Below are 25527 nucleotides of genomic sequence, written 5' to 3' on the forward strand. Positions count from 1 at the left end.
TCTCAAAAAAACGTTCGACAGCAAGAAAAGTCACTTTTTTTATCAGCCGGATGAGAGCATACAGATCTTTTATTGGCTCGGAATAAAATAATTTTTGATAAACTATTAAAAAGTAATTGACAATTGCTTGCAACCTAAGTATTATATTCATTGTGCTTCAATTCTACTTCAATTATGGCGGTGTAGCTCAGCTGGCTAGAGCGTACGGTTCATACCCGTGAGGTCGGGGGTTCGATCCCCTCCGCCGCTACTAAGAAAAGCCAATACAGCCGGTTGCCGGCGCCGATTTATGGGCCGGCCGCTGCTGTTCACGAAAAAGGCCCGTTGGTCAAGCGGTTAAGACACCGCCCTTTCACGGCGGTAACACGGGTTCGAATCCCGTACGGGTCATCGGCAAAAAAACCAGATTTCAAAGGATCCAAGCGGTCTGTCTGAAATCTGGTTTTTTATTTATGAATTTAGTGGCATATTTTGACCTATTGTTTCGGATTATTCACATTTTTAGCTTCTTCCGTCCAGCCCGGGGGCTTCCGACAGACGGCTGTCAGTAAAAAACGGCTTTGTCCAGTTCTTATAACTGGGCAAAGCCGTTTTTGCTGCTGAATGTTTTCCGATCCGATCATAGATATAATTAAATAGACAGCAATTAACCCCGTTTCGCTCCTCTACCGCCGCGGCGCGATTCTGTTTGGCGTTTCAAGGTAGACAGACGATCTTCGCTTTCTTTCAGAAAGCGGGCCATTTTTTGTTCAAAGTTTTCTTTCGGAGCTGAATAGTTTCCTCCTCCTCTTGGTCCTTTAGAGCGGTAATCATTGTTTCTTGGACGGGGACGATAGGACTGCTGTTGCTGTTGCTGCGGCGGCTGGTCTTTCGCCTTGCGGATGGATAGACCAATCTTTCCATCACTTTCCACATTAATGACTTTTACTTCTACTTCATCGCCGACCTTCAAATGATCATTGATATCTTTTACATAGTTGTCCGCCACTTCACTAATGTGCACTAATCCTGTTGAGCCTTCCGGCAGTTCAACAAACGCTCCAAATTTAGTGATCCCTGTCACTTTACCTTGTAACTTGCTGCCTACTTCGATTGACATAAAAAAAATGTTCCTCCTTAGAAATGATCAAACTTTAACCTTTATTATATTACGAAAAAAAAAGGTGTCAATATACCTTCTTATTCTTTACTTTTCCCGCCGTTCTCATCTGATTCAGGAATATTAAAGATAATCTCTCCATCCTCTGATAAAAAATACTTTTTCCTGGCCAGCTCGGCGATGTATTCATCGTCTTCCAGTCTCTTCAATTCTTCTTCATATTGCTTCTGCTGCTGCTTTAACTCTGCAAGTGTTGCCTCTGCTTCTTCCTTTGCAAGCTTTTGCTCTTCAAGATGGGCCGTTCGTGAGTAAAGAGTCGACATCAAGCCAATAGAAAGAATCAGGGCTACGATCATAAAGGCCCCCAGCCTTCTGTAAAGCTTTTTTTTATGCCTTGCCAGAAACAAGTCTTTTCTCGCACGGCTGAAGACAAAGGCGTTTTTCAAGGCAGTTACTTTTTGTTTGTTTAAACCGCTCATTTCCCTTCCTCCCGGCTCATTTTTTCCAGCGATTTGCTTTATTGATAACTGTATTCTTGACTAATAAGAAAAATCCTGCCAGCTTCTCATTTAAAATAGCTGCTTTCTTTTGTATTCTATCAGGAAAAAAGCGCCAAACCAAGAAAACAGGTGAGAAAACAATCTTTCCTACCAATAATAATAGGGAAAGGGCTGTTTTGGCAAGAAGCAGCAAAGTCTTTCCTATTAAACCAGTTACAATAAGGACTGCTTTGATGATGAGCTTAATTGGGAGGATAATGAGAAAATAAAAGCATTTCTTTAAAAATAAGAAAAGATTGACTACTGTTAAAATAACTTGTTCAAGAAGCCGCGCATACAGCCGTTTGAACAGTGCCTGATAAGCTGAGTAGCCGCAAAGAAGCGCCAGAAACAAATAGAGGCGGATCTCTCCGAAATTCACTCGGTATAAGCAATAGAAGATTAACAATCCAAATACACACCAAAACACAATATCCGTGAAAAAAGAAATGATTCGCGGCCGGGTCTGCCGCTTTAAAAACCTTTGATAGGTGTCCAGGAATGCTCCAAAGAAAATCCCCATGGCGATCATCGACAATAACGTTTCAAATTGAACGGTTAGCGTCATTTGAACAACTTACTAAATAATCCTTTTGATTTATCGCCCGTGGATTGATCTGTATAGACAAAGCTGGAGATGCGGCCTTTAATCGCCACCTGCCCCCGGTCTACGTCTAAGTTTTTCATTTGCAGATTTTCACCTTTTATAATGAGCATTCCCATGACAGTGACCAGTAAAAACTCCTCGCTGTCGAAGCTTTCTACTTGTTTGACTCCGGTAATTTCCATGATCTTTCTGCCTTGCATGACAATATCATGGCCATCAGTTGAGCGATTATTAACCGAATCATACGCCTGATTCATCTTTCTCCCCCTCACTGCAAAGTACAAGCTTTGCCACTAAATGTATGCAAGCAGGAGCGAAACTATGAGGGGAAGTAAGAAATTTAAGCCTATCAGTCTTTTAAGCGGTCAGCCTCGCTTATTCGTTGATTCTTTCTTCTTTCAGCAATTGATACATGCCGGCGGCTTCTTCTTTTCTTGTCGTTTCCTGGAGTTTTTCTACCTTTACAGTCAGCACGCGCTGGCCTAGTCTAATAGACAGCTCGTCTCCTTCTTTGATGTTAGAGCTGGCCTTTGCCGTTGTCCCATTAATAGTGATTCTACCCTGGTCTGCTACTTCCTTTGCTAAGGTTCTCCGTTTAATTAATCGTGAAACCTTTAAGAATTTATCTAGTCTCATTGTGGACATCTGCTTCTCTCCCTTTTTATAAACCTAATTTTTTTGCCTCGTCCCAAAAAGCATCCAGCTCATCCAATGAAAAATCCTCAAATGGCCGGCCGCTCTCCTTCACTCTCTTTTCTACATGGTTAAAACGGCGGTAAAACTTTTCATTTACTTTTGCTAAGGCTTCCTCCGGATGAATATCATAAAAGCGGGCAACGTTAATCAGCGCGAACAGAATATCACCGAATTCGTCGAGTTGCTTGCTGCTATCCTCATTCTTCACCTCATCCAGGAATTCCTGCCACTCTTCCATTACCTTTTCCATCGCACCGGCAGCGTCATCCCAGTCAAATCCTGATTTGGCCGCCTTTTTTTGCAATTCATAAGCCCGCAGCACCGCCGGCTGTCCTTTAGCTACTTCATCCAGCCGAAAAGACGGGGCTCCCCCTTTTTCTTCACTTTTAATCTTCTGCCAATTCGAAACGACGGCCTCTGCATTTTCGGCCGTCGCATCGCCAAACACATGGGGATGGCGGCGGATCATTTTCCGGGAAATAGATTGAATCACATCCTCAATCGAAAACATGCCTTCATCCTCGCCAATTTGAGCGTGCAGCATTACTTGGAGCAGGACATCCCCCAACTCTTCAACCATGTGATCGTCGTCTTCACGGTCAATTGCTTCCAGCAGCTCATAAGCTTCCTCTATTAAATACTTTTTCAAAGATTGGTGCGTCTGCTCCCGATCCCACGGACAGCCATCCGGGCCGCGCAAGGCGGCAATAATTTGGCGCAGTACAGAAAACTCTTTGTAAGTATCTTCTTCTTTTTGCACAGGCGGCACATACAAAGACGTGAGGTTATTCAGCGTTACTTGCCTGTCCAGCTCATATAAAGGCAGCTGCTTTATTTGTTCATTTGCACTTCCAGCCGCCGTCACGATCGTCACAGGATAATCATCCGGATATTTATCCATCAATGTCAACTTCACATCGGAGGCCACGAACGCATCATATACTTGGGCAATAACTATGTGCTGAAAAATATTTAGGTCTTCTTTTTTTAAAGCGGTGCCGTCAAGAAATTGAAAGCCTTCGATCGGATCTGCCCCAACAGAAGCGAAAAGATCATCCAGAAAGCTGTGCCCGCCGGCAATCTTTACATCTAATGCCCCTGCTTGCTTCTGCTCAAGCAAGAGCTGGACTGTCTTTTCAGCCACAATCGGATGGCCCGGCACCGTGTAAATAATATGGCCGTGCTCCTCGGCTTTCTCTGTTAGAAAAGCGGCAATCTCTTCATAGACCGCCTCAAATTGATCATGCTTTTCATACATATAGTCTAAGCTTTCAAAGCGGATGCCTTCCTGCTGGAGCCCGTGAATCACCGGATGGTCAAGCGTGCGGGCAAAAGCCTTTCCTGCTGTTAATAATAACCTGTATATGCCAAGAGGCAGCTGATTGATATCTCCGGCTCCAAGGCCGGCAATAGTAATAGATGGCGTCATGTTTCCTCTCTCTTTCCACTGTGATTTTTGAATGGCTTAGTTGAGCCTTTTGCTCAGCCGGCTGCCAAACGGGATTTGCTGAAGTTCTTCTTTTGTAAAAAGCTTTAGTTTTAAAATGATATAAATAAAGACAAGCGCTCCGATCGCAACACTGCTTAACGCCAAAAGCGTCATGACCAGCCGGCTGCTTTCTTCGTGGGGCCAGGCATAGCCGACAAGCCATTTCCAAGCCTGCAGCACAGCCGTCATGCAAAAAGCCGCAAAAAGAGCTTTGCCGGCTGCTGCTTTCTCAATCAAAACGGTCTTCCACTTCTTCTTAAGAAAAATGCCCAGAAAAACGGCAATCGATAGAAAGGCGAAAAGCGTAGCAGCGGCTGCTCCTGCTGCTCCGAAACGGGGAATCAACCCTGCATTTCCAATATACTTGAAAACAAGACCTGTTAATACAGCGAGAGCCGGGATAAAATCATTTCCAAACCCCTGTAAAATACCTGTCAATGTAAGAGCCAGCGAACTAAACAAAATAGAAGCACAAAAAATAGACAGAATAAAAGAGCCGCTGCTATTTTCAAACAGCATGGTATTAACTGCTCCCATAATATTGATCAATCCGGCCGTCGCTGCCAAGCCAAAGACAAAGCTGGCTTTGAGCGCCAGCTGAATACAGTTGTCGAGCTCCTCTTGCCGGTTTCTGCGATAAGCGGATGTCACAAGCGGCACAATGGTTAAAGCCAGGGAAGCGGCGGCCGTCGTGCCAAGCTGCAAAAGCGGCTGACCGCGGTCATAAGTGCCCTTGGCCATTTTTGCTCCCCACTCATCCATGCCTGCTTTAAGAAGCCCATCGTATAAATTAAAAGAATCAATTAGCTGAAACAAAACAATCCCTATGCTTGGAAGACAAATAGCAGCCGATTGGATAAAAAGCAGCCGAATGTCTCTCCCCGTGATTAAACGATCAAGCTTTGCCTTTCTTCCCGCCGACAGACCTTGTTTCCGCGTAAAGTAAAACAAGACCCCTACAGCAGCGACACTGCCTGCTATAGAGCCGGCAAAGGCGCCTGCTCCCGCCGTGTAAAGCGAAGCGCCTCTCCCAATCAAAACAGAGGAAAACAATAAGATCGCCCCGACACGGATAGATTGTTCCACTGTTTGTGAAACAGCTGTAGGCACCATATTTCCCTCTCCCTGAAACGTTCCCCGCCATACACTCAGAAACGGAATAAAAAGAAAGGAGAAGGCCACAATTTGAAGGAGCGGCTGTAAAGAGGGGTCTCCCATTTGATTGGCGATTCGTTCTGACCCAAAAAAGACGAGTGCCCACAACAACATGCCTGTGCCCGCTGTCACCCAATAAGAAAGCCTGATAACCTCACGGCGCCGCTGCAAGTTCTCTCCCGATTCGGCTACCAGCTTGGAAATAACGACCGGAAACCCGTATGTAGCCAGGGCTGTAGCAATCCCGTAAAAGGGGTATATCTGCTGGTAAATATAAAAGCCAATATCCCCCACTATATTTTGAAATGGGACGCGGTACACAGCACTTAAAACTTTTATAAAGATAGCCGCCATCGTTAAAATAGCGGCTCCCCGCATCAATGAATTTTTTTCTTTCAATGGCAATATCAACACTCTGCCCTTCTAAAACATACTGCTTTCAACTTAATATATTTACCCTGAAAAGCGCAAGTGCCTTGTTCTGCCCAGACAGGCAAATGTTCGGCAGCTTGGCGCTTTTATATCGCCATTCATCAAAAAAGGAAGCAGCTTCTCTTCTGCTTCCCTTCCCGATTAACTTTCCATTTGCTTAGCTAAAAAGCTGGCGGCGGTTTCGGCGGATTTCCGCTCTACTTCTCCGATCGCTCGTTCATCAGAGAAAATAACAACAACGCCGATTGGATCTCCGCCTGCAATAATGGGAGCAAGCGTATACGATTGCACCTTTTCTTCACGTCCGTCTACGAAGGACACCTGCGCCTGCGGATGGTGCAGCATGCTTTGCCGATCATCCATTGCCTTTTCGATCACTTCGCCAATGCTTTTATTCACGTATTCTTTTTTGGATACTCCGGCAGCAGAAATAATCGCATCGCGGTCACAAATTAATACAGCCGAGTTCAGACTGTCATGCAAGGCCTCTGCATATTCTTCAGCAAAGTCGCCTAGTTCACTAATAGGAGAGTATTTCTTTAAAATAACTTCCCCATCCCGATCAACGAAAATCTCCAGCGGGTCTCCTTCCCTGATCCTTAATGTACGGCGGATTTCCTTTGGAATGACGACCCGTCCTAAATCGTCGATTCGACGAACGATACCAGTTGCTTTCATCTTATGTTGCCTCACTTTCCTCAGATGATTAATTGACAATGGGCCAGCGACACGAGACCGATGGCATTGCCCCTGTGATTGTTATTATTTATCATCTGGGAAGTTCTATACATTTTGTTGTGTTTTTCCCTCTATTTTTTCGCAGTTTCCAGATTTTTTATGATGTCAAAAGCTATTTCAAACCATGTATCGGTTGTCATATTTCGGCTGTCGATGGTCATCTTCAGCTTATTGTCTTCCATGCCCAAGCCGACTGAGCGGCCGTGCTTGTTGCATATTGCAAATACTTTCGAACCGTCGATTTCCTTCGTGCCGGCTTCGTTCATCAATATATAGACGGATTCTTTTTCCTGTTTAATTAATTCCAGCTGAGCAGCTGCAGCATACACTTTCATTTCAGCCACTTTAAAGAGGTCTTCCACCTCCCGCGGATAATCTCCAAAGCGGTCGATCATTTCTTCTTTCAGTTCCTCTGCCTCTTCTAAGGATTCAATGCTGCGGAACCGTTTATACATCTCAATTTTCTGGCGGCTGTCTTTAATGTAAGCATCCGGGATATAGGCATCAATTGAAATTTCTGCTTCGAATGAAGGCGCCGTTTCTTTTTTGTCGGTGCCTTGTTTTTGTTCGATTGCTTCCTTCAGCATTTGAGAATATAAATCGAAGCCGACGGAATCGATAAATCCATGCTGCTGAGAACCGAGCAAATTCCCTGCGCCGCGGATGGATAAGTCGCGCATCGCAATTTTAAATCCGGAGCCAAGCTCGGTGAATTCCTTGATTGCTTGCAAACGCTTCTCCGCTTGTTCCGATAGCACCTTATCTTTGCGGTACATGAAATAGGCATAAGCTACCCGGTTGGAGCGCCCGACACGGCCGCGGATCTGGTACAGCTGGGACAAGCCCATCCGGTCGGCGTCATGGACAATGAGCGTATTGACATTCGGTATATCCACACCTGTTTCAATGATAGTCGTCGTGACGAGAACATCAAATTCTCCTTCCAGAAAACTTAAAATAACCGTTTCCAGCTCCCGTTCGGTCATTTGCCCATGAGCATACGCCACCCTGGCATCAGGCACAAGCATGGCAATTTCGTCAGCCTTGCGCTCAATATCCTCTACGCGATTATATAGGTAAAACACTTGTCCTTCCCGGGCAAGCTCCCGCTCAATGGCTTCGCGGATTAAAGCAGGGTTAAGTTCAGCGACATAGGTCTGCACCGGAAAACGGTTTTCCGGCGGCGTTTCAATAACAGATAAATCCCGCACGCCGAGCATCGACATGTGGAGGGTTCGCGGAATAGGTGTAGCTGTTAATGTTAAGACATCTATATTTGTCTTCAGCTGCTTAATTTTCTCTTTATGCGTTACCCCAAAGCGCTGCTCCTCATCGACGATTAACAGGCCAAGATCGTTGTATTGAATATCCTTGGATAAAAGGCGATGCGTTCCGACCACAATGTCCACCGTGCCGCTTTTAAGCCCCTTAATCGTTTCCGTCTGTTGCTTTCTTGAACGGAAGCGGCTCAGCAAGCCAATCTCGACAGGAAAGTCGCGGAAACGCTCACTCATCGTTTCAAAGTGCTGCTGGGCAAGGATGGTGGTCGGCACAAGGAAGGCAACTTGTTTTTCATCGGCAATCGCCTTGAAAGCTGCCCGGATGGCTACCTCTGTTTTCCCGTAGCCGACATCTCCGCACAGAAGACGATCCATCGGCCGCTCTTTTTCCATGTCTATTTTAATTTCATTAATGGAGCGCAGCTGATCTTCCGTTTCTTCATATGGAAAGGATGATTCAAACTCCCGCTGCATTTCGCCATCAGGAGAAAAGGCATAGCCTTTTGCCGCTTCCCTTTCGGCATAAAGCTTGATTAAATCATCGGCAATATCCTGCACAGAAGACTGAACTTTATTTTTTACCCGCTTCCATTCACTGCCGCCCAATTTATATACCTTCGGCTCTTTTCCTTCCGAACCGACATACTTCTGGACCAGTTCAATTTGTTCTACCGGAACATAAAGCTGGTCTGTTCCTTGGTATTTAATATTTAAATAGTCTTTGTGCACCCCTTTAATTTGGAGCGTCTCGATACCTAAATATTTTCCGATCCCGTGGTTCACATGCACCACATAATCTCCCGGCTTTAGCTCGGAATAGCTTTTAATCCGCTCGGCGTTAGACAGCTTTTGCCGGCGTTTGCTTCTTTTTGGCTTTTTATTGAAAAGTTCCTGCTCGGTAATGACCGCAAGATGCAAAGCCGGAAATTCAAAACCGGCTGTTAATGTGCCGCGAGCTACTTGCACTGCCTGCGGAATGATGCTGTTTCTCTCTAGCGAACTAGCGGCTTCAATCTCATAATCTGCTAAAACTCGCTGAACCTTGGCAATCCGCTCCTCATTTTCACCGAGAAACACCACAGTCATTCCAAGCTTCTTCCACCGCTCCACCTCCGCATGGAGAACATTCATCTGTCCGTGAAAATCCTGCATGGGCCGCGAAGAGAAATTCACGATGTTCTCCGGCTTCGTATGAGCCACTTGCCGCAAAAATAAAGCTAGATAAATAATCGGCTGGCGGATAGTAGATAAAGCCTCTGTAAAGTGATAAGAAAGCTTAATGTCATGGATGATCTTGCCTTCTTCCAGCAAACTTGTATACCATTCCGCTTCCTCTTGCTGAAGGGAGTCATTCATTTCCGTGATCCGGCTAATTTCATCAAAAAAAACCAGGCCGTTTTGCGGTAAGTAATCGGTTAAATTCATCGGGTTTTCATAGAGAAGAGCAGTATATTTCGTTAGCCCTTCAATCGGGATCCCTTGTTTCAGCCGGTCGATCTCAAAGCCGATGTTTTCTTGAATCAGCTGTTTCGTTTCTGCTTTCTTTACTTTTTTCAGCGATTCTTGCAAAGCTTCTTCCAGCCTTTGAGACAAGATCACAAGCTGCTCCGGAGAATAAGGTGTTTCCGTCACCGGACCGATTTCAATAGTAGATTTGTTCTCAATGGAACGCTGATTTTCCATAGAAAATGTACGGATCGAATCTACTTCTGTATCAAACAGCTCAATACGTACAGGATGCTCAATCGTTAATGGATAAATATCGATAATGCCGCCGCGCAGACTGAATTCACCCGGAGCATAGACCATATCGGTGCGCTGGTAGCCCATTTGGACAAATTGATGAATCAGTTCCTCTAAATGAACTTCTTCACCTACGGCAATCGTCCTCTGCAAACTGGCCCATCTCTCTTTTGGAGGGAGGAGCTTGCGCAATCCGGCCACCGGAACAATATAGACGCCTTTTTCCCGATGCACCATATGATTCATTACTTCAATCCGCTGGGCACGCAGTTCAGGACTGGCCACGCTGATTTCCGCTGCTATTAATTCATTAGCAGCGTATAAATACACCTCTTGTTCGTCGATAAACTGAACCAAATCGTCGTATAGCTTTTGTGCCTGCAGCAGGTTGTACGTCACTACAATAATCGGCTTGCCTGTTTTTTCATAGGACGCCGCAATAAACAGCGCCCGTGATGACCCTGAAAGTCCCGCTGCCAGCTGCTCCTTTAGGCCTCCTGATATCCCCTCGAATATAGATTGAATGTCATTGTTCTGTAAGAGAATCTGTTGTAAACTATTCACGCTTTCTTCCTCCCCTTAAATGGACGCTTAACTGTCCGTTCAGCCAGGGCTTTCTGTATATGGCCCCGGTGGAAAACAGAAAAATGCTTTGGATCGCTATCCAAAGCTGTTTTAATGTATAAAATAATCATATTCATGAAAATCGGGGTTCCTTTGCAGGGATTCCTCGCAATCTTCACATATCGTTTTGATCGTCACATTTCCTTCTGAATCATATTGAACCATTTCGATCCTCTCGTCCTCCGTCAGGGCATGAATGCCAAGCTGCCGACTGGAAACGACCGGCTGTTTAAGGCTGCCAACTGCTGTTCCGCAATGGCGGCAAACGTAATGAATGGCCATGTGTGTCCTCCTTTGCTGCTAACCACCGTTATGTATTAACGTTAGTATAGGCAGAGAAGGCACCATTTATTCATGTTTGGATATTATATTCATTCATTACTTCCAGAAACGGCTTCTCCAGCCAAGCCTCCACAGCATCTGCACTTTTTGCAACGGCCTGTTTCATTTTTTGCTGCTCATCTTCCGTAAATCTCCCTAACACATAATCCACAACCTTCATAGGCGGAACTGGACGGTCAATCCCAATACGGATGCGGTTGAAGTTTGGCGTGCCCAAATGGGAAATCGTTGACTTGATCCCATTATGTCCGCCAGCACTGCCCTTTTGGCGGAGGCGGATGCGCCCGGCCGGCAAGTCTAAGTCATCATAAATGACCACCACATCGTCTGTCGCTATATCATAATATCGCATGACCTCTCCGATGCTTTCCCCCGATAAATTCATATATGTAAGCGGCTTAAGCAAAATGGCTTTTTCTGTTCCCTTCCGCACAATTGTGTAAATGCCTTTGTGTTTTGCTTCTGTAAGCGGGGAATGAAAACGCTCGGCTAATTCTTCAATGACATCAAAACCGATATTATGCCTCGTACCTGCATATTTTGCTCCCGGGTTGCCGAGACCAACAACTAGCTTCATCTTCTGCACCTCAAATTTTTCTTCACTAAATTAATTTAAGTATAACGCACATGAAGCAGAAATTATACGCTTAATTATATTCCTCCCTGCTTTCACACATAAAAAAACAGCCCATGTTCAATGGGCTCAGGTTATAGACAAACTAACTCTCAATGAAATGCACGCTTGCCTATCGTCTTTTTAGTTTGCTTGTCAATGGGACGGTTGATTTCCACTCCAGACGCTTCGCTTTCCGCGGGGCGGGCGGTGAGCCTCCTCAGCGCCAAAGCGCCTGCGGGGTCTCTCCTGTCCCGCTGATCCCGCAGGAGTCTTTTCGCCTTCCATTCCAATCAACAGGTGTATAAAGTTAGCGCAGCTGGATAACGAGGGCTAGTTGAAAGTAAATCGCTCAAACGCTTGTGAGGAAGAAACTGCTTGCGAAAAGCCGTGCAGCAAAACCAGCCTTCCCCCAGAACCATTTAGCCCGGCCGATTCATTTCTCTTTTATTTATAGCTTGACGGAAGAGAATCATCGACTGGGAGAGGTCTAGCTTTTTCTCGACTGCTGGAAAATTAACAAACAATCAAAAGGAGTTCGGAATAAGACTCCTCCGAACCCCTTTTGCCGCCAAACTGAGCCCATGTTCAATCGGCCGTTTGTTATATTATTCTTCCTCTTTCGCTTCTTCCGGCTCGCCCGCATCGCTTTCCTCTGGCTCTTCCTCTACACGCGGAGCAAGTATAGATACAATCACCTCATCATCCTCATGGTTGATGGTGAACGGCTGGCTGCCGCGGATATCGCCCACAGACAGACTGTCGCCGATAGCTAAGTTGGAAATGTCTACTTTTATATTTTCCGGAAACTCGCTTACTTTTGCCGTTACCGAGATCTCAAACAGCGGCTGCTGCACCACACCGCCTTCTGTTGCTCCGGCGGCTTCTCCTTCCAAATCAACCCGAACATTGGAGGTGATTTCGGATGATAAATCTACCGCTAGAAAATCAGCATGGACAATGTCATTTTTTATTGGGTCTTGCTGGTAATCATGTAAAACCACATTTTGTTTTTTTCCATCTACTGTTAAAGAAATGACGCCGTTGCGGCCCACCTCTTTTATTACTCTGAAGAACTCTCCTTCATTGATAAAAATAGATTTTGCCTCGACATCTTTCCCATAAACAACAGCAGGGAAATTTCCATTTTCACGAAGTTCCGTTTTGGCAGACCTTTGAAATTGATTGCGTTGTTTTGCTTCAAGTACTGCATTCATTAGAGAAACTCACCTTCCTGTATTATGATCTCTGTCTGAAAATCTGGTCTTATTCATCTATTCCCTCATTGCTTGCTAAATAAACATGAAAAAGATCAGGCAAGTGCTTCTCTCTAAACACACACGGAAATAGCCTTCCCTCTTAAAGCCGTCATATCGGCTGTTTCGAGGGAAGGCTATTTTGTTCGTGCAAAGGCAGTCCTGCCGCTTTTCTATTAATCAAATAGTGTGCTGACAGATTGCTCTTCATGCACGCGGATAATTGCTTCACTGATTAAAGGAGCAATAGACAGTTCAACGATTTTATCGGTCTTTTTCTCTTCAGGAAGAGCAATAGAGTTCGTAATCACAAGCTCTTTAATATTAGAGTTTTGAATGCGCTCGATGGCCGGGCCTGAAAGTACAGGATGCGTACAAGATGCATAGACTTCCTTCGCTCCGTTTTCAACGAGGGCGTTAGCCGCAAGTGTAATCGTGCCAGCTGTATCAATGATATCATCAATTAAAATGGCAATTTTGCCGTCGATGTTACCGACAATATTCATTACTTCCGCTACATTTGGTCTCGGGCGGCGCTTATCAATAATGGCAATCGGCGCTTTTAAACGGTCAGCCATTTTACGGGCGCGTGTGACTCCGCCATGGTCAGGCGAAACGATGACAATGTCGTCTCCGCTGAAATTCTTTCCTTTGAAGTAATCAGACAGGATTGGCACACCCATTAAATGATCGATTGGAATATCAAAGAATCCTTGAATTTGCGGTGCATGCAGATCAAGTGTAATCACACGGGTTGCTCCTGCAGTTTCAAGCAAATTGGCTACCAATTTAGCAGTGATTGGTTCACGGGCGCGGGCTTTGCGGTCCTGACGTGCATAACCGTAATAAGGAATAACGATATTAATTGTTTTAGCAGAGGCTCTCTTTAGAGCATCAATCATAATAAGCATTTCCATTAAGTTTTCATTAACTGGCGCGCTTGTCGATTGAACGACATATACATCGCAGCCGCGAATACTTTCTTCAATGTTAATTTGTATCTCTCCGTCACTAAAACGCTTTACAGAACACTTCCCTAATTCTACACCGATGATCTCAGCGATTTCTTCCGCAAGTTTTCGGTTGGAATTAAGGGAAAAGAGTTTCAATTTCGGATCTAAATACTGATTATGCATGGGTGGACCTCCGCCTTTATTTTTTAAAATTTAATTTTTCTACATAATTTTCTTTATTTACTTGACGGGCACGGGCAATGGATAACGCCTCTCCAGGTACGTCATCAGTAATGGTCGAACCTGCTGCCACATATGCTCCCTTGCCTACCGTCACCGGAGCGACTAGATTGGAGTTACAGCCGATGAACACATCGTCTTCAATTTTGGTTAAAAATTTATTTTTGCCATCATAATTCACAGTGATCGAGCCGCAGCCAAGATTAACCCCGCTGCCTACTTCCGCGTCTCCGATATAGCTTAAATGAGAAGCTTTGCTGCCTTTGCCGAAAACAGTCTTTTTAATTTCAACAAAGTTGCCAATCTTTGCTTCGTCGCCGATCTCAGAAGCCGGACGGATGTGAGCAAACGGGCCGATCGCTACGCGTGCACCGATTTCACTATCAGCAGCTACAGAGTGGCGAATAACGGTTTCATCGCCTACTTGGCAGTTGTTGATTTCACTGTTCGGGCCAATTTCGCAGCCGGCGCCGATCGTCGTGTTTCCTGATAGCACAGTTCCTGGATGGATCACCGTATCCGAACCGATCACCACATCCGGACCGATAAAAGTATTTTCCGGGCTAATGAGCGTTACGCCATTGCGCATATGCTGCTCATTCAGGCGGTCACGCATAATCTTCTCCGCCTGGCTTAGAGCCACACGGTCATTGACGCCTAACGTTTCATTAAAGTCTTCTGTCTGATAAGCTGCTACTTTTTCTCCAGCCTTCTTAAGAATTTCAATGACATCCGGCAAATAGTATTCGCCTTGGGCATTGTCATTGGAAACCTTTTTCAAGGTGTCGAATAAATAACGGTTATCAAAGCAATACGTACCTGTATTAATTTCTTTTACTTGACGTTCTTCAGCCGTTGCATCTTTATGCTCAACGATTTTCTCGACCATTCCCTGTTCATTGCGGATGATCCGTCCATAGCCGTCAGGCGTCTCTGTATACGCCGTCAAAATCGTTGCTTTCGCTTGCTGTTCTTGGTGATAGTTTACAAGCTTTTCCATAGTAGAAGCCTTGATAAGCGGTGTATCGCCGCAGACAACAAGTGTGCAGCCGTCTTCTTCTCCAAGAATTGCTTCTGCCTGCATCACTGCATGGGCGGTGCCCAGTTGTTCTTCCTGCAAAGCAAATTCGCTTTTTTCGCCAAGATAGCCTTTGACTTTTTCTGCGCCATGGCCAACAATCGTCACAATTTTATGTGTATGTAAATCGGATATTTGATCAATTACATGCTCTACCATCGGTTTACCGCATACAGGGTGCAGCACTTTGTAAAGCTTGGATTTCATTCGAGTGCCTTTGCCTGCTGCAAGAATGACAGCATAAATATTCGTCATTGAGGGTCCCCCTATAACCTTTTATCCTTATTGACTATATCTTAAAAGGTCTCTTATTTCAAGACAGCTTAAAAAATGACAAATTTTTGTCATTGAATCAGCTATAAATAAAAAGGGGGAAAAGAAAGAAAATTCCAAACAAGACAATTAGAGGAGAAAATTGGGGATTTTTTCAATTAAAAAAGAGCCATACATATGAAGTAGGCTCTTGTTGCGCTTAAATTTATGAAGCTCCTGCTTCTTCCAGTTCCACTTCTTCCAATTCCCCTAGACGGTGATACTCAGCTAAAACAGCATCTTGGATTTTACCGCGTGTGTTGGAGTTGATTGGATGGGCAATGTCACGAAATTCGCCATCTGGCGTACGTTTGCTCGGCATTGCTACAAATAAGCCATTATTGCCATCGATTACGCGAATATCATGAATAACGAATTCATTGTCCAGCGTAATAGAAGCAATCGCTCTCATGCGGCCATCCGTATTGACACGTCGTAGTCTCACATCAGTTACTTCCATTCTGTTCACCCCTTTTTCCCCTATATAAAAAGCCTAAACTAACTATTCAATAATATTTAAAATATTCCTTCTTTTTTTTGAAAAAAATTTACTTTATTTTAAGAAGATTCTTTTTATCCTGCCTATGGCCGGAGGGATGACTGATTTGTCTTCCAGGCGCTTCGCTTTCCGCAGGAGTCTTCGCGCCCTTCATTCCAATCAGCAGGATTCACAGGAATAGGGGCAAACTTACAGCCGCGCCTGTTTGAAAACCGAGGGAGCCAAAGGAGGGAAGGGTTCAGAGATGCCCGGCCCATGAGCTTGGAGGAATTTGTTATTTTAACTGCACTCTTGAAATAAAACAAAATAAAAAAGGGATTCGGAATAAGAACCTTCCGAACCCCTTTTGCCGACAAACCGATACTGGCGATTATTTCACGAGTGCGATTACTTCTATCTCAACCTTCACGTCTTTTGGAAGTCTTGCTACTTCTACACAAGAGCGGGCTGGTTTATGTTCGCCAAAATACTGGCTATACACCTCATTCACAGCCGCAAATTCGTTCATATCAGCAATAAAAACAGTAGCCTTTGCCACGGTATCAAGTGAAGCGCCGGCTTCAGCCAGGACAGCCTGCAGATTCTTAAATACTTGATGGGTTTGTTCTGTCACATCACCGTCAATTAGTTCCCCTGCAGGTGTCAACGGGATTTGTCCAGAGCTATAAAACAAGTTATTGACAATGATGCCTTGAGAATACGGTCCAATGGCCGCTGGTGCTTGATTAGTCGCTACTACTTTCATTCTACCCTCTCCTTATGAAAACTGTATATTTTTAGAGAAATAATTCCCTTCTACTACAGATATAGCAGACGTGCGAACGTTGACATCTTGCAGCTTAACAAGCGATATGTAGTCTTCTACAAGGCGTTCTTCATCATGCTCAGCTTCCACTAATACCGCAATTCCAGCTACGGAGGCATTAAACTCGGCAAGCAGGCTAATCATTCCGTTAATGGTTCCGCCTGCTTTCATAAAATCATCTACGAGCAGTACTTTGGAGCCTTCCTTCAAGCTGCGCTTGGCCAGCACCATGGTCTGTATCCGCTTCGTGGACCCGGACACATAGTTAATGCTGACTGTCGGGCCTTCCGTTACCTTACTGTCCCTGCGTACGACGACGACGGGCACATTTAAGTGGGAGGCAATTGCATGAGCAATAGGAATCCCTTTAGTAGCAACTGTCATAATCGCATCAATGTCCATTCCGGCATAGGCGGAGGCAAGGAGCTTGCCAACTTGATGGATCACCTGGGGATGGCCCAGTAAATCCATCATGTACAAATAGCCGCCGGGAAGAAGCCTTTCCGGATTTTCAATTTGCTCACAAAGGCCGGCGATAAACTGCCGTGCCTCCATCTCGCCAACCTTTGGAAAATATTTCACACCGCCAGCAGCTCCTGGAATCGTTTGAAGCGAGCCGATACCGCGCTGTTCAAATGTTTCTTTGACAATAGATAAATCTTCACTGATCGATGACTTGGCCGATCCGTACCGTTCAGCAAAAAAAGTCAGTGAAACCAGCTGCTGCGGATGCTCGAGTAAATAATGCGTCATATCAATTAACCGTTCACTTCGACGAAACTTCATCTTTTGTTCTACCCTCCTAAAGAGTAAATCCGAATATTTATTTTTAAATATATCTTAATATACGGATTCAATCAATAGGCATCCCTTCTCCTAACAGCCGGACTGCATATACCTGATCACAAAAGCCTCTTAATCCGTTGCAAACCCGGTGCATTCTGGAATCATGCCGCATCAGGCCGAATACAGTCGGGCCGCTTCCGCTCATCAATACGGCGTCTGCGCCGAACCGCTCCATCTGCTCTTTAATTTGGGCCACTTCCGGATAGAGCTTTAGTGTGACGGACTCAAGGACATTGCCAAGGTGTGCGCACATTTCATCGTAATTTTTCGTTTCAATGGCAGCCATCATCGCCCGGGTATCCGGATGACGGAGTCCGTTAATTTTCAAGTTCTTATACACTTCCGCTGTGGAAACACCAATCGTCGGCTTGGCCAAAACCACCCAACAATTCGGGGGTGCCGGCAGATGCTGTATTTTCTCTCCGCGCCCGGTAGCGAGAGCAGTACCGCCATACACGCAAAAAGAAACATCCGATCCGATTTCTGCTCCGATTTCCGCCAGTTCATCTAAACTGAGCCCCAGATTCCAAAGCTTGTTTAATCCTTTTAAGGTCGCAGCGGCGTCGCTGCTGCCTCCCGCCAAACCAGCTGCTACTGGAATCACTTTTTCAATACCGATCGACACACCGGAGCGGATGCCGTATCTTTCTTTCAGCAGCATAGCTGCCTGATAAGCTAAATTACGCTTGTCATCGGGAACAAAGCGATTATGGGAGATGATTTTGATTTCATCTTTTTTAAGCGGTTCTAGTTCAATACGGTCTGCAAGATCAACTGTTGTCATGATCATTTCAACCTCATGATATCCATCCGCACGTTTATGCAGCACATCTAGCGTTAAATTAATTTTCGCTGGTGCTTTCATCATTATCTTCACAATAAGCCACCTACTTTGCGCACAATACAGTTTAGCTTATTTTATCACAAAGTCCATTAGGAGTTGTAAATATGATGCATGATGGAACAAATTTCTACATAAAAAGGGACCCGGGTTTCCCCGGATCCCTTAGCGGCTTTTTAGTTAGAAGTCAGCTACAGTGTCAGCGCTTGTTGACAAGCTGGTTTTCTGCAAGTTCAATTGCTCGTTTCACCATGTTACCGGCATCTCGGGCTGTAATGCCGCCCCAGCCTTCTCGTTGAACCGTGTCATAAAAACCTAACTCTTTCGCAAGCTCTTCTTTCAATTGGTCAGACATAATCCCTCTTCTTCTGCCCATTGGTTGCCCTCCTTTTGCCGCTATTCATAGCTTAACCAGCCAGTTTAAAACGATTAGCGGAAAATGAAGGGAACCAGAAAAAGTGAAGCTGCTCTGATCGGCTCCTTCAGACAACCATCTTTCGAACAAGCCGGCCTTTCTTTCAAATAAAAAAGCAGTAAACAATGTGGTTTACTGCAAAATTAAACGGCACTTCCTGCTGCATCTTCAAATGTCAATTCTACTGTTTCTGTCAATACATCTGCATAGCTGTATGACACTCTTTCGAACGCGTTTTCCTCTTGATCCAGCTCCACTACAAAGACAGCTTGATATGTTTCAGCAAGAACCCCGGATCGCTCGATCGTTTTACGGCGTCCTCCATTTGCTTTCAACAAAAGTCTTTTTCCCAGGTTGGAGTCAAGAGATTTCTTAATGTCGGCTAATGTTTTTGGCATCCGCTTCCACCTCACTATTTTTATGATAACATGATTTAAATAGCAAGTCAAATAAATAAAATATTTTATCAATCTGCAGCCCCTTTTGTCAACGTTTTTTATTTTACAAAAACCTGCTTTTTTCATCATATTTTTAGCGTTCCCAATAATTCAATAACCATGACAAAATTATTCTTTGCGTCCATTATTCTTCTTCTGTTTGTTGAAAAGGCATGCCGAGCCGGAGAACTCCCTTTGTTTCAATTCCTCCAAGCCCCTTGTTGCCCGTTAATGTATTTCTCAGTACTTCTCTGACATCCACCATTTCACTGAACGGTGTAAAACCGATCTTTGAGGAGATATACACCGGGTCAAGAGCATGAATATTCACACGAAAGGGCGAGCTGGCAAAATTGGCGCCCGACCGGATTAAAGACTCGAAGTGAGATTGGCAGGCGCCTGCAAAAATAACGAGCTGGTCTAAGTGCGGAATCTTTTTCCTCGCCAGCCGGACCGTTTGTACGAAATATTTAGAGTGGCGGTAAGCGTTTATATCTGATTTGCTTCCTTTTACTTTTGAATAAGAGTCATGCCCGGTAATGACTAATATATCCGGGCGATATTCGTCGATTAATGAGGAAATTTTCTTAGGCATTTCTTCTTCCAGACAGTGCACGCCATAAACCGGAAGACCTATTTTTTCATAGGCGTCTAAACACTTTTTTAAATAATTAGGATCGCCGTCCATGTGAAGAACCCTGCCTGGTATCTGAAAAACATCATTTTCATTCCGATAGCATTTTGTGGCTCGATACTCCTGTCTTTCCTTGATTAGCTCCAGCTCTTGCCTGAACAAATGCAGCGACTGTTCTTCACGCATTCTCGTATCCCGCGTCATTTTTTGCTGCTCATCAGGTCCGACTTCTAATAAATCGGAGAACGGGGCGTCTGCGATCAGCCTATAGTCCTCTCCCGACAAAATAGCAATTTGGCCTTCCTCCGTGTCTTTAATCTCCATGACCCGAAACAGTATGTCATTCCCGTAAGATGGGCGGCTGACAATAGAATTAATACGAATCACCATGTGATCATCCCCGTTAATTTTTACTCTTCCGATTATCTTATGCAAAAGGCCCGGAATTGGGGAATGCCGATCTGCAATTGAAGAAAAACAAAAAAGAACGGTCCTTCAGCCATTCTTTGGCTGAAGGACCGTTCTCAGTTTGTCAATCACAGGCGGCCGGAAAGGTGTTGCGCCGAACCCCTTTTGATTCTTGGTTTGTTTCAAGAACGCAAAGAGAAGAGACTGGAGTGGAAATCAGCCACCCCAGCGATCCTCAATTTATGATTTAAAAACAGGATAAAGGGCATTGGCAAGGCGGGCAAATTCTTCAAGAGAAAGGGACTCCCCTCTTCTCGAAGGCTCAATTTCAGCCTGGCTGAGCGCCTCAATGACCGCTTCCTTCTTCTCTTTGCCTTGAGGCAGCTGGTTCGTTAAATTATTTAAAATCGTTTTCCGGCGCTGGGCAAAGGACGCACGGGTAACTGTAAAGAAGAATTGTTCACTCGTCACTTCAACCGCCGGCTTCTCTCTTTTCAACAGCTTAATCACGGCAGAATCGACATTAGGCTGCGGCATAAAGACGGTTTTCGGCACAATAAAAGCGGTTTCCGCTGTCATGTAATACTGGATAGCAATTGACAAGGAACCATACGCCTTCGTGCCCGGCTTGGCTGAAATGCGGTCGGCTACTTCTTTTTGAAGCATGATAACCATGCCTTTAAGCGGGACTTTTTCCTCAAGCAGCTTCATGATAATCGGTGTCGTCACATAATAAGGCAAGTTGGCCACGACCATTAACTGTTCAAAATCAGTAAATTCCTGCTCAACTATTTGAGCGACATCTGCTTTTAACACATCTTCATGAATAATTTTCACATTATCATAAGGAGACAGCGTATCAGACAGAATCGGCAGCAGCCGCTGATCAATTTCAAAAGCCACGACCTTTCCCGCAGAACGGGCGACATGCTCTGTCAAAGCACCAATGCCCGGCCCGATCTCAATGGCGCCGGTCTCCTTCGTCAGCTCCGCTGTTTCAGTAATCCGCCGTAAAATATTAGGGTCGATTAAAAAGTTTTGTCCTAAGCTTTTCTTGAAAGAAAAACCATACTTCTCCAGTATCTCTTTCGTTCGCGTCGGAGTAGCAATATCCTTCATGTTCTTTCCTCCTGCAACACTTCTTTTAAAGCTTGGGCAAACTGCTCCTGGGTAATTTGGAACATAAGCAGCCGGTTATAAAGCTGCTTCCCATTTGTATAGCCGATCCGCAGCTTTTCGCCAAGCCTTTTTCTTCTTTCTTTTGCCTGTGCGCCGCCAATTAATCCGGCATCCACTAAATCTTCCTTGGATATTTGTTCGACGGCTTCTTTCTCAACTGTCTGGGCATCTTTCAGCGCCTTGCGGATGGCTTCTGCAGAAGCATGCTCTACCCCTACGCCTCGTCCTCTTTTCTCGATCGCCTCATGCTTAGGCAAGAAAGCATGCTTGCAATCGGGCACATGGCCGGCCACAATGTGTCTAATCCGCTCGCCCGGGTAGTCCGGATCTGTAAAGACGATGACCCCTCTCGTTTCTTGGGCCAGCTTGATGCTTTCAATCACCGCCGCTGGAACTGCCGAGCCATTGGTTTCAATCGTATCCGCGTTTACTGCCCTCTTAATGGCGGTTGTATCATCTTTTCCTTCTACTACAATAATCTCTTTGATTTTCATCGGAGCCCTCACTGCCCGATGCGAAAAAGCTGGCGGGCATTTTCAGTTGTAGCGCTGGCTACTTCTTCATAGTCCAAGCCCTTTAGCTCAGCAATTTGTTCTGCCACCAGCTTCACATAAGCCGGTTCATTGCGCTTGCCGCGATATGGATGCGGCGTCAAATAAGGACAATCCGTTTCAATGAGGAGCTTATCGAGAGGAACAGCAGCAGCCACCTCTTTCGGCTTTTTCGCATTTTTAAACGTGACGGGTCCGCCAAGCGAAATGTAAAAATTCATGCCGATACATTCATGAGCTGTTTCCACGCTGCCGCTGAAAGAATGCATAATTCCGCCGACTTCTTCTGCTCCCTCTGCTTTTAGAATGTCAACGATGTCCTGTGTCGCTTCCCGATTGTGAATAATGATCGGCAGCTTAACTTTTTTGGCGAGGCGGATTTGCTTGCGGAATACTTCTTTTTGAATATCGGCAGGCGACTTATCCCAGTGGTAGTCAAGCCCCATCTCCCCTAAAGCTACGACTTTCGGATGCGCCGCCAGTTCTTCCAGCCAAGCAAGATCCTCATCTTGCATATCAATCGCGTCCACCGGATGCCAGCCGACACTGGCATACAAAAAGTCATACTTTTCAATGAGCTCCATCGCTTTCTCAATCGTCGGACGGTCAAAGCCGACAACGACCATGTTTTCTACCCCTGCTTCTTGAGCCCGTCCGATCACTTCTTCTATATCTTCTTTATATTGCTCTGCATTTAAATGAACATGTGTATCGAATAGCAATCTTTTCATCCTTTCTAAAAGAAAAACATAGACGTTCCCGTTGAATAATCGTTCCACGTGAAACATTCTATGTTTTTCCATTTAATCAATTTATTTAATCCGTGAACCGTTCGGCAAGCTTTCATCTACACGGACTAATGATAATACGCCGTCAGACTTGCCCGCAAGAATCATGCCCTGTGATAGCTCTCCCCGAAGCTTAACAGGTTTCAAGTTAGCAACAACGACCACTTTGCGTCCCACAAGCTCTTCTGGTTTATAAAATTCAGCAATGCCTGAAACGACTTGGCGTTTTTCAAAGCCAAGATCCAGCTGAAGCTTTAATAACTTATCCGCTTTTTTAACTGGCTCCGCTGCAAGGACAGTGGCTGAGCGTAAATCAATATTCATAAAATCATCAATTTTGATTTCATCTGCCAATTCCGCTTTCGGTTCCTCTTTTGGCTCCTCCTTCTTCTCAGGAGCTCCTTGCATTTTCTCTTTGATGTAGGAAATTTCTTCCTCAATCTCAAGGCGAGGGAAAATCGGCTCTCCTTTTTTGACAACTGTCGTTCCTTCTGGAATCGCTCCAAATTCAGACAGGCTTTCCCATGACTGCAGTTCTTCACTTTGGATATTCAGTTGTTCAAACATCTTCTGCGGCGTGCGTGTTAGGAACGGCTTCAGAAGAACAGCGATCCGGCGCAAGGATTCGGCTAAATGAACCATTACATCGCCAAGCTTGTCTTTCTCTTCCGCTTTGGCAAGCACCCATGGCTGGGTTTCATCAATGTATTTATTTGTCCGGCTGACCAGCTGCCAGAGAGCCGAAAGCGCAACGGAGAACTCCATTTTTTCCATAGCTTCCTCGTATTGGCTGACTGTTTCCATATTCATTTGCTGGAGCTGCTGATCAAACTCTCCATTTGAACCTTTATAGACTGGAATGATGCCATCAAAATATTTATTGATCATCGCCACTGTACGGTTAAGCAGGTTGCCTAAATCATTCGCTAAGTCGTAGTTAATGCGCTCGATAAATCCTTCTGGCGTAAATACGCCATCTGAACCGAATGGCACCTCGCGAAGCAAATAGTAGCGCAGCGCATCGAGGCCGTAACGATCAATTAATGTGACCGGATCGACTACGTTTCCTTTGGACTTCGACATTTTTCCGTCTTTCATCAGCAGCCATCCATGGGCGAATACTTTTTTAGGCAGAGGCAAATCCAGAGCCATCAGCATAATTGGCCAGTAAATGGTATGGAAACGGACAATTTCCTTCCCTACAAGATGAACATTGGCCGGCCAATACTTTTGATATTTCTCATCATTTTCTGTTCCATAACCGAGCGCTGTAATATAGTTGGAAAGAGCGTCGATCCACACATAGATGACATGTTTCGGATCACCCGGCACCTTGATGCCCCAATCAAACGTTGTTCTGGATACAGCCAAATCCTCCAATCCCGGCTTAATGAAGTTATTAATCATTTCATTTTTGCGGGATTCCGGTTGAATAAAGTCCGGGTTAGCCTCATAAAACTCAAGCAGGCGATCAGCATATTTGCTCATTTTAAAGAAGTAAGACTGCTCTTTTACTTTTTCTACCGCACGGCCGCAATCCGGACAATTGCCGTTTTCCAGCTGGCGCTCAGTAAAGAAAGACTCACAAGGTGTGCAGTACCAGCCTTCGTACTCATCAAGGTAAATATCGCCTTGGTCCAATAACTGCTTAAAGATTTTTTCAACGATAGCTTTATGCCGGTCTTCCGTTGTGCGAATGAAGTCATCATAGGAAATATCAAGCTTATTCCACAGCTCTTGAATGCCGGAGACAATATTGTCGACATACTGCTGCGGAGTCACTCCTGTTTCCTCCGCCTTTCGCTGAATTTTTTGCCCATGTTCGTCTGTTCCTGTTAAATACATAACATCAAAACCGCGCAGCCGTTTATAGCGCGCCATGGCGTCACCGGCTACCGTTGTATAGGCATGTCCGATATGAAGGTTTCCACTCGGATAATAAATAGGTGTCGTCAAATAAAAAGTTTTCTTTTGATCGTTCACTTTGTACCCCTCCTCAAAACGCTGATTCTTATGTAGAAAAGCCCTCACCCGGCGGTTGAGAGCTTTCTTTTCCATTCATGCCCCTAGCGGACAATTCATACTTAAATTTATTGACATTATGACTATTATACAAAAAAAATATACATAGCAAGCGGCAAAAGGACCGCTTCTTTTATTTTCTCTTATTCAGAGCCAATTGTAAATATTAAACTCTCCTAATCTTCTTTGAATTCGTTGATTCGACATTTCATTTGTCCTATTCGACATTTTTTTCGTAATTAATGATTCCAATTTTAACCAATAGCCCAGAAACGTTGATATATCAATATTTCATTACCTTTACATTCCTTGGTAAAATTACATTTTCTTGTTGACGACCTTGGGAATAGCTGGTATGATAAGGACATAAGTAAAAAATATGTCGAAAATTGACGATTAAGCTTTATGTTTTTTTAATAAAAACATTTTGGAAGGAGCAAAAAAAAATGAAATCAACAGGTATTGTTCGTAAAGTTGACGAGTTGGGCCGCGTAGTTATTCCAATTGAACTTCGCCGTACATTAGGAATCGCTGAAAAAGATGCGCTTGAAATCTATGTAGACGATGATAAAATCATCCTTAAAAAGTATAAACCAAGCATGACTTGCCACATTACAGGGGAAGTTTCAGACGACAACATCAAACTTGCAGGCGGAAAATTAATTCTTAGCCGTGAGGGTGCAGAACAGCTTATCAAAGAAATTTCCGAGTCATTTGCTTCTCAAAAATAAAAAACAAACGAGCCTCGCTGGCTCGTTTTTATTTTGCTTATAGATGAAAGTCGCTGGTTCCCATTCCAAGCGCTTCGGTTTTATGCAGAGAGCTCTGTCTGTCTTTCAAATCAGGCGGGAAATTAACAAGGGGTTCGGAATAAAGCCATTCCGAACCCCTTTTGTTGCTAAACCG

General features: G+C 44.7%; 27 protein-coding genes and 2 tRNA genes. 4 read left to right on the forward strand and 25 right to left on the reverse strand.

Annotation, left to right across the window (positions count from 1 at the left end; translation table 11 throughout):
- The first annotated feature begins 176 nt into the window (after positions 1-176).
- A tRNA-Met gene (locus B1A98_RS17520) sits at positions 177-250 on the forward strand.
- Positions 251-318: 68 nt separating this feature from the next.
- Positions 319-390: transfer RNA gene (locus B1A98_RS17525), tRNA-Glu, on the forward strand.
- Between the two features lie 256 nt (positions 391-646).
- On the opposite strand, the gene B1A98_RS17530 is transcribed toward B1A98_RS17525, so the two are convergent.
- The 21 genes from B1A98_RS17530 to yabG all read right to left on the reverse strand — a co-directional run bounded on the left by B1A98_RS17530 (position 647) and on the right by yabG (position 20063).
- Complete coding sequence (locus B1A98_RS17530; protein WP_063384046.1) at positions 647-1099, reverse strand: S1 domain-containing RNA-binding protein; 453 nt, start codon at positions 1097-1099, stop codon at positions 647-649.
- Between the two features lie 80 nt (positions 1100-1179).
- Positions 1180-1578, reverse strand: a complete 399-nt coding sequence (locus B1A98_RS17535; RefSeq protein WP_063384045.1) for an FtsB family cell division protein — start codon at positions 1576-1578, stop codon at positions 1180-1182.
- Positions 1579-1594: 16 nt separating this feature from the next.
- A complete protein-coding gene (yabQ, locus tag B1A98_RS17540) occupies positions 1595-2206 on the reverse strand; it encodes a spore cortex biosynthesis protein YabQ (RefSeq protein ID WP_041101912.1) in 612 nt (203 codons plus the stop codon).
- A complete protein-coding gene (yabP, locus tag B1A98_RS17545; protein WP_063384044.1) occupies positions 2203-2502 on the reverse strand; it encodes a sporulation protein YabP in 300 nt (99 codons plus the stop codon). Before yabP ends, yabQ begins: the two co-directional genes overlap by 4 nt.
- A gap of 118 nt (positions 2503-2620) precedes the next feature.
- Entirely contained in the window at positions 2621-2881 is a 261-nt protein-coding gene (locus B1A98_RS17550; RefSeq protein WP_041101950.1) for an RNA-binding S4 domain-containing protein, read from the reverse strand.
- Between the two features lie 25 nt (positions 2882-2906).
- Positions 2907-4370, reverse strand: coding sequence for a bifunctional methyltransferase/pyrophosphohydrolase YabN (gene yabN / locus B1A98_RS17555; protein WP_063384043.1), 1464 nt, complete (start codon positions 4368-4370; stop codon positions 2907-2909).
- A 36-nt stretch (positions 4371-4406) separates the two neighbouring features.
- Positions 4407-5999 (reverse strand): putative polysaccharide biosynthesis protein, encoded by a 1593-nt coding sequence (locus B1A98_RS17560; protein ID WP_125474331.1) that lies wholly within the window; start codon positions 5997-5999, stop codon positions 4407-4409.
- A 159-nt stretch (positions 6000-6158) separates the two neighbouring features.
- Positions 6159-6695, reverse strand: a complete 537-nt coding sequence (gene spoVT, locus B1A98_RS17565; RefSeq protein WP_041101907.1) for a stage V sporulation protein T — start codon at positions 6693-6695, stop codon at positions 6159-6161.
- A 131-nt stretch (positions 6696-6826) separates the two neighbouring features.
- Complete coding sequence (gene mfd, locus B1A98_RS17570; RefSeq protein ID WP_063384042.1) at positions 6827-10342, reverse strand: transcription-repair coupling factor; 3516 nt, start codon at positions 10340-10342, stop codon at positions 6827-6829.
- A gap of 111 nt (positions 10343-10453) precedes the next feature.
- Positions 10454-10684, reverse strand: coding sequence for an anti-sigma-F factor Fin (locus B1A98_RS17575; RefSeq protein WP_041101903.1), 231 nt, complete (start codon positions 10682-10684; stop codon positions 10454-10456).
- Positions 10685-10754: 70 nt separating this feature from the next.
- Complete coding sequence (gene pth, locus B1A98_RS17580) at positions 10755-11321, reverse strand: aminoacyl-tRNA hydrolase (RefSeq protein ID WP_041101901.1); 567 nt, start codon at positions 11319-11321, stop codon at positions 10755-10757.
- Between the two features lie 644 nt (positions 11322-11965).
- The gene (locus B1A98_RS17585) at positions 11966-12574 is read right to left on the reverse strand and encodes a 50S ribosomal protein L25/general stress protein Ctc (RefSeq protein ID WP_063384041.1); all 609 of its coding nucleotides are present in this window, start codon (positions 12572-12574) and stop codon (positions 11966-11968) included.
- A gap of 215 nt (positions 12575-12789) precedes the next feature.
- The gene (locus B1A98_RS17590) at positions 12790-13749 is read right to left on the reverse strand and encodes a ribose-phosphate diphosphokinase (protein WP_063384040.1); all 960 of its coding nucleotides are present in this window, start codon (positions 13747-13749) and stop codon (positions 12790-12792) included.
- A 16-nt stretch (positions 13750-13765) separates the two neighbouring features.
- Positions 13766-15139 (reverse strand): bifunctional UDP-N-acetylglucosamine diphosphorylase/glucosamine-1-phosphate N-acetyltransferase GlmU, encoded by a 1374-nt coding sequence (glmU, locus tag B1A98_RS17595; protein ID WP_063384039.1) that lies wholly within the window; start codon positions 15137-15139, stop codon positions 13766-13768.
- 223 nt (positions 15140-15362) lie between these two features.
- Positions 15363-15656 carry a septation regulator SpoVG gene (gene spoVG, locus B1A98_RS17600; RefSeq protein ID WP_041101893.1) on the reverse strand — a complete coding sequence of 98 codons (294 nt, stop codon included), beginning with the start codon at positions 15654-15656 and terminating at the stop codon, positions 15363-15365.
- 409 nt (positions 15657-16065) lie between these two features.
- Positions 16066-16440 carry a RidA family protein gene (locus B1A98_RS17605; RefSeq protein WP_041101891.1) on the reverse strand — a complete coding sequence of 125 codons (375 nt, stop codon included), beginning with the start codon at positions 16438-16440 and terminating at the stop codon, positions 16066-16068.
- Positions 16441-16452: 12 nt separating this feature from the next.
- Entirely contained in the window at positions 16453-17286 is an 834-nt protein-coding gene (purR, locus tag B1A98_RS17610) for a pur operon repressor (RefSeq protein WP_063384038.1), read from the reverse strand.
- A 67-nt stretch (positions 17287-17353) separates the two neighbouring features.
- On the reverse strand, positions 17354-18223 hold the full coding sequence (gene ispE, locus B1A98_RS17615; RefSeq protein WP_063384037.1) for a 4-(cytidine 5'-diphospho)-2-C-methyl-D-erythritol kinase: 870 nt from the start codon (positions 18221-18223) through the stop codon (positions 17354-17356).
- 163 nt (positions 18224-18386) lie between these two features.
- Positions 18387-18563, reverse strand: a complete 177-nt coding sequence (locus B1A98_RS17620) for a small, acid-soluble spore protein, alpha/beta type (protein WP_039234758.1) — start codon at positions 18561-18563, stop codon at positions 18387-18389.
- A gap of 182 nt (positions 18564-18745) precedes the next feature.
- Entirely contained in the window at positions 18746-19000 is a 255-nt protein-coding gene (gene veg / locus B1A98_RS17625) for a biofilm formation stimulator Veg (RefSeq protein WP_041101887.1), read from the reverse strand.
- A gap of 184 nt (positions 19001-19184) precedes the next feature.
- Positions 19185-20063, reverse strand: coding sequence for a sporulation peptidase YabG (gene yabG, locus B1A98_RS17630; protein WP_041101886.1), 879 nt, complete (start codon positions 20061-20063; stop codon positions 19185-19187).
- A 56-nt stretch (positions 20064-20119) separates the two neighbouring features.
- Here yabG and B1A98_RS17635 point away from each other — a divergent pair, with 56 nt between their 5' ends.
- Positions 20120-20332: a hypothetical protein gene (locus tag B1A98_RS17635; RefSeq protein ID WP_063384036.1), complete on the forward strand. Its 213-nt coding sequence runs from the start codon at positions 20120-20122 to the stop codon at positions 20330-20332.
- Here the strand turns inward: B1A98_RS17635 and rsmA are convergent.
- From rsmA to metG, 4 genes are all read right to left on the reverse strand, one after another.
- Positions 20322-21200: a 16S rRNA (adenine(1518)-N(6)/adenine(1519)-N(6))-dimethyltransferase RsmA gene (gene rsmA, locus B1A98_RS17640; RefSeq protein ID WP_063384035.1), complete on the reverse strand. Its 879-nt coding sequence runs from the start codon at positions 21198-21200 to the stop codon at positions 20322-20324. The genes B1A98_RS17635 and rsmA overlap by 11 nt on opposite strands.
- On the reverse strand, positions 21197-21754 hold the full coding sequence (rnmV, locus tag B1A98_RS17645) for a ribonuclease M5 (RefSeq protein WP_041101883.1): 558 nt from the start codon (positions 21752-21754) through the stop codon (positions 21197-21199). The genes rsmA and rnmV overlap by 4 nt, the downstream gene beginning before the upstream one ends.
- An 8-nt stretch (positions 21755-21762) precedes the next feature.
- On the reverse strand, positions 21763-22533 hold the full coding sequence (locus tag B1A98_RS17650; RefSeq protein WP_041114465.1) for a TatD family hydrolase: 771 nt from the start codon (positions 22531-22533) through the stop codon (positions 21763-21765).
- Between the two features lie 90 nt (positions 22534-22623).
- Positions 22624-24657: a methionine--tRNA ligase gene (gene metG / locus B1A98_RS17655; protein ID WP_082821647.1), complete on the reverse strand. Its 2034-nt coding sequence runs from the start codon at positions 24655-24657 to the stop codon at positions 22624-22626.
- A gap of 410 nt (positions 24658-25067) precedes the next feature.
- On the opposite strand from metG, the gene B1A98_RS17660 reads away from it, so the two are divergent.
- Positions 25068-25352, forward strand: coding sequence for an AbrB/MazE/SpoVT family DNA-binding domain-containing protein (locus B1A98_RS17660; protein WP_041101882.1), 285 nt, complete (start codon positions 25068-25070; stop codon positions 25350-25352).
- Positions 25353-25527 lie beyond the last annotated feature (175 nt).

This window comes from Pseudobacillus badius (genome assembly GCF_002189605.1).
GTDB classification, from domain to species: Bacteria; Bacillota; Bacilli; order Bacillales; family Domibacillaceae; genus Pseudobacillus; species Pseudobacillus badius.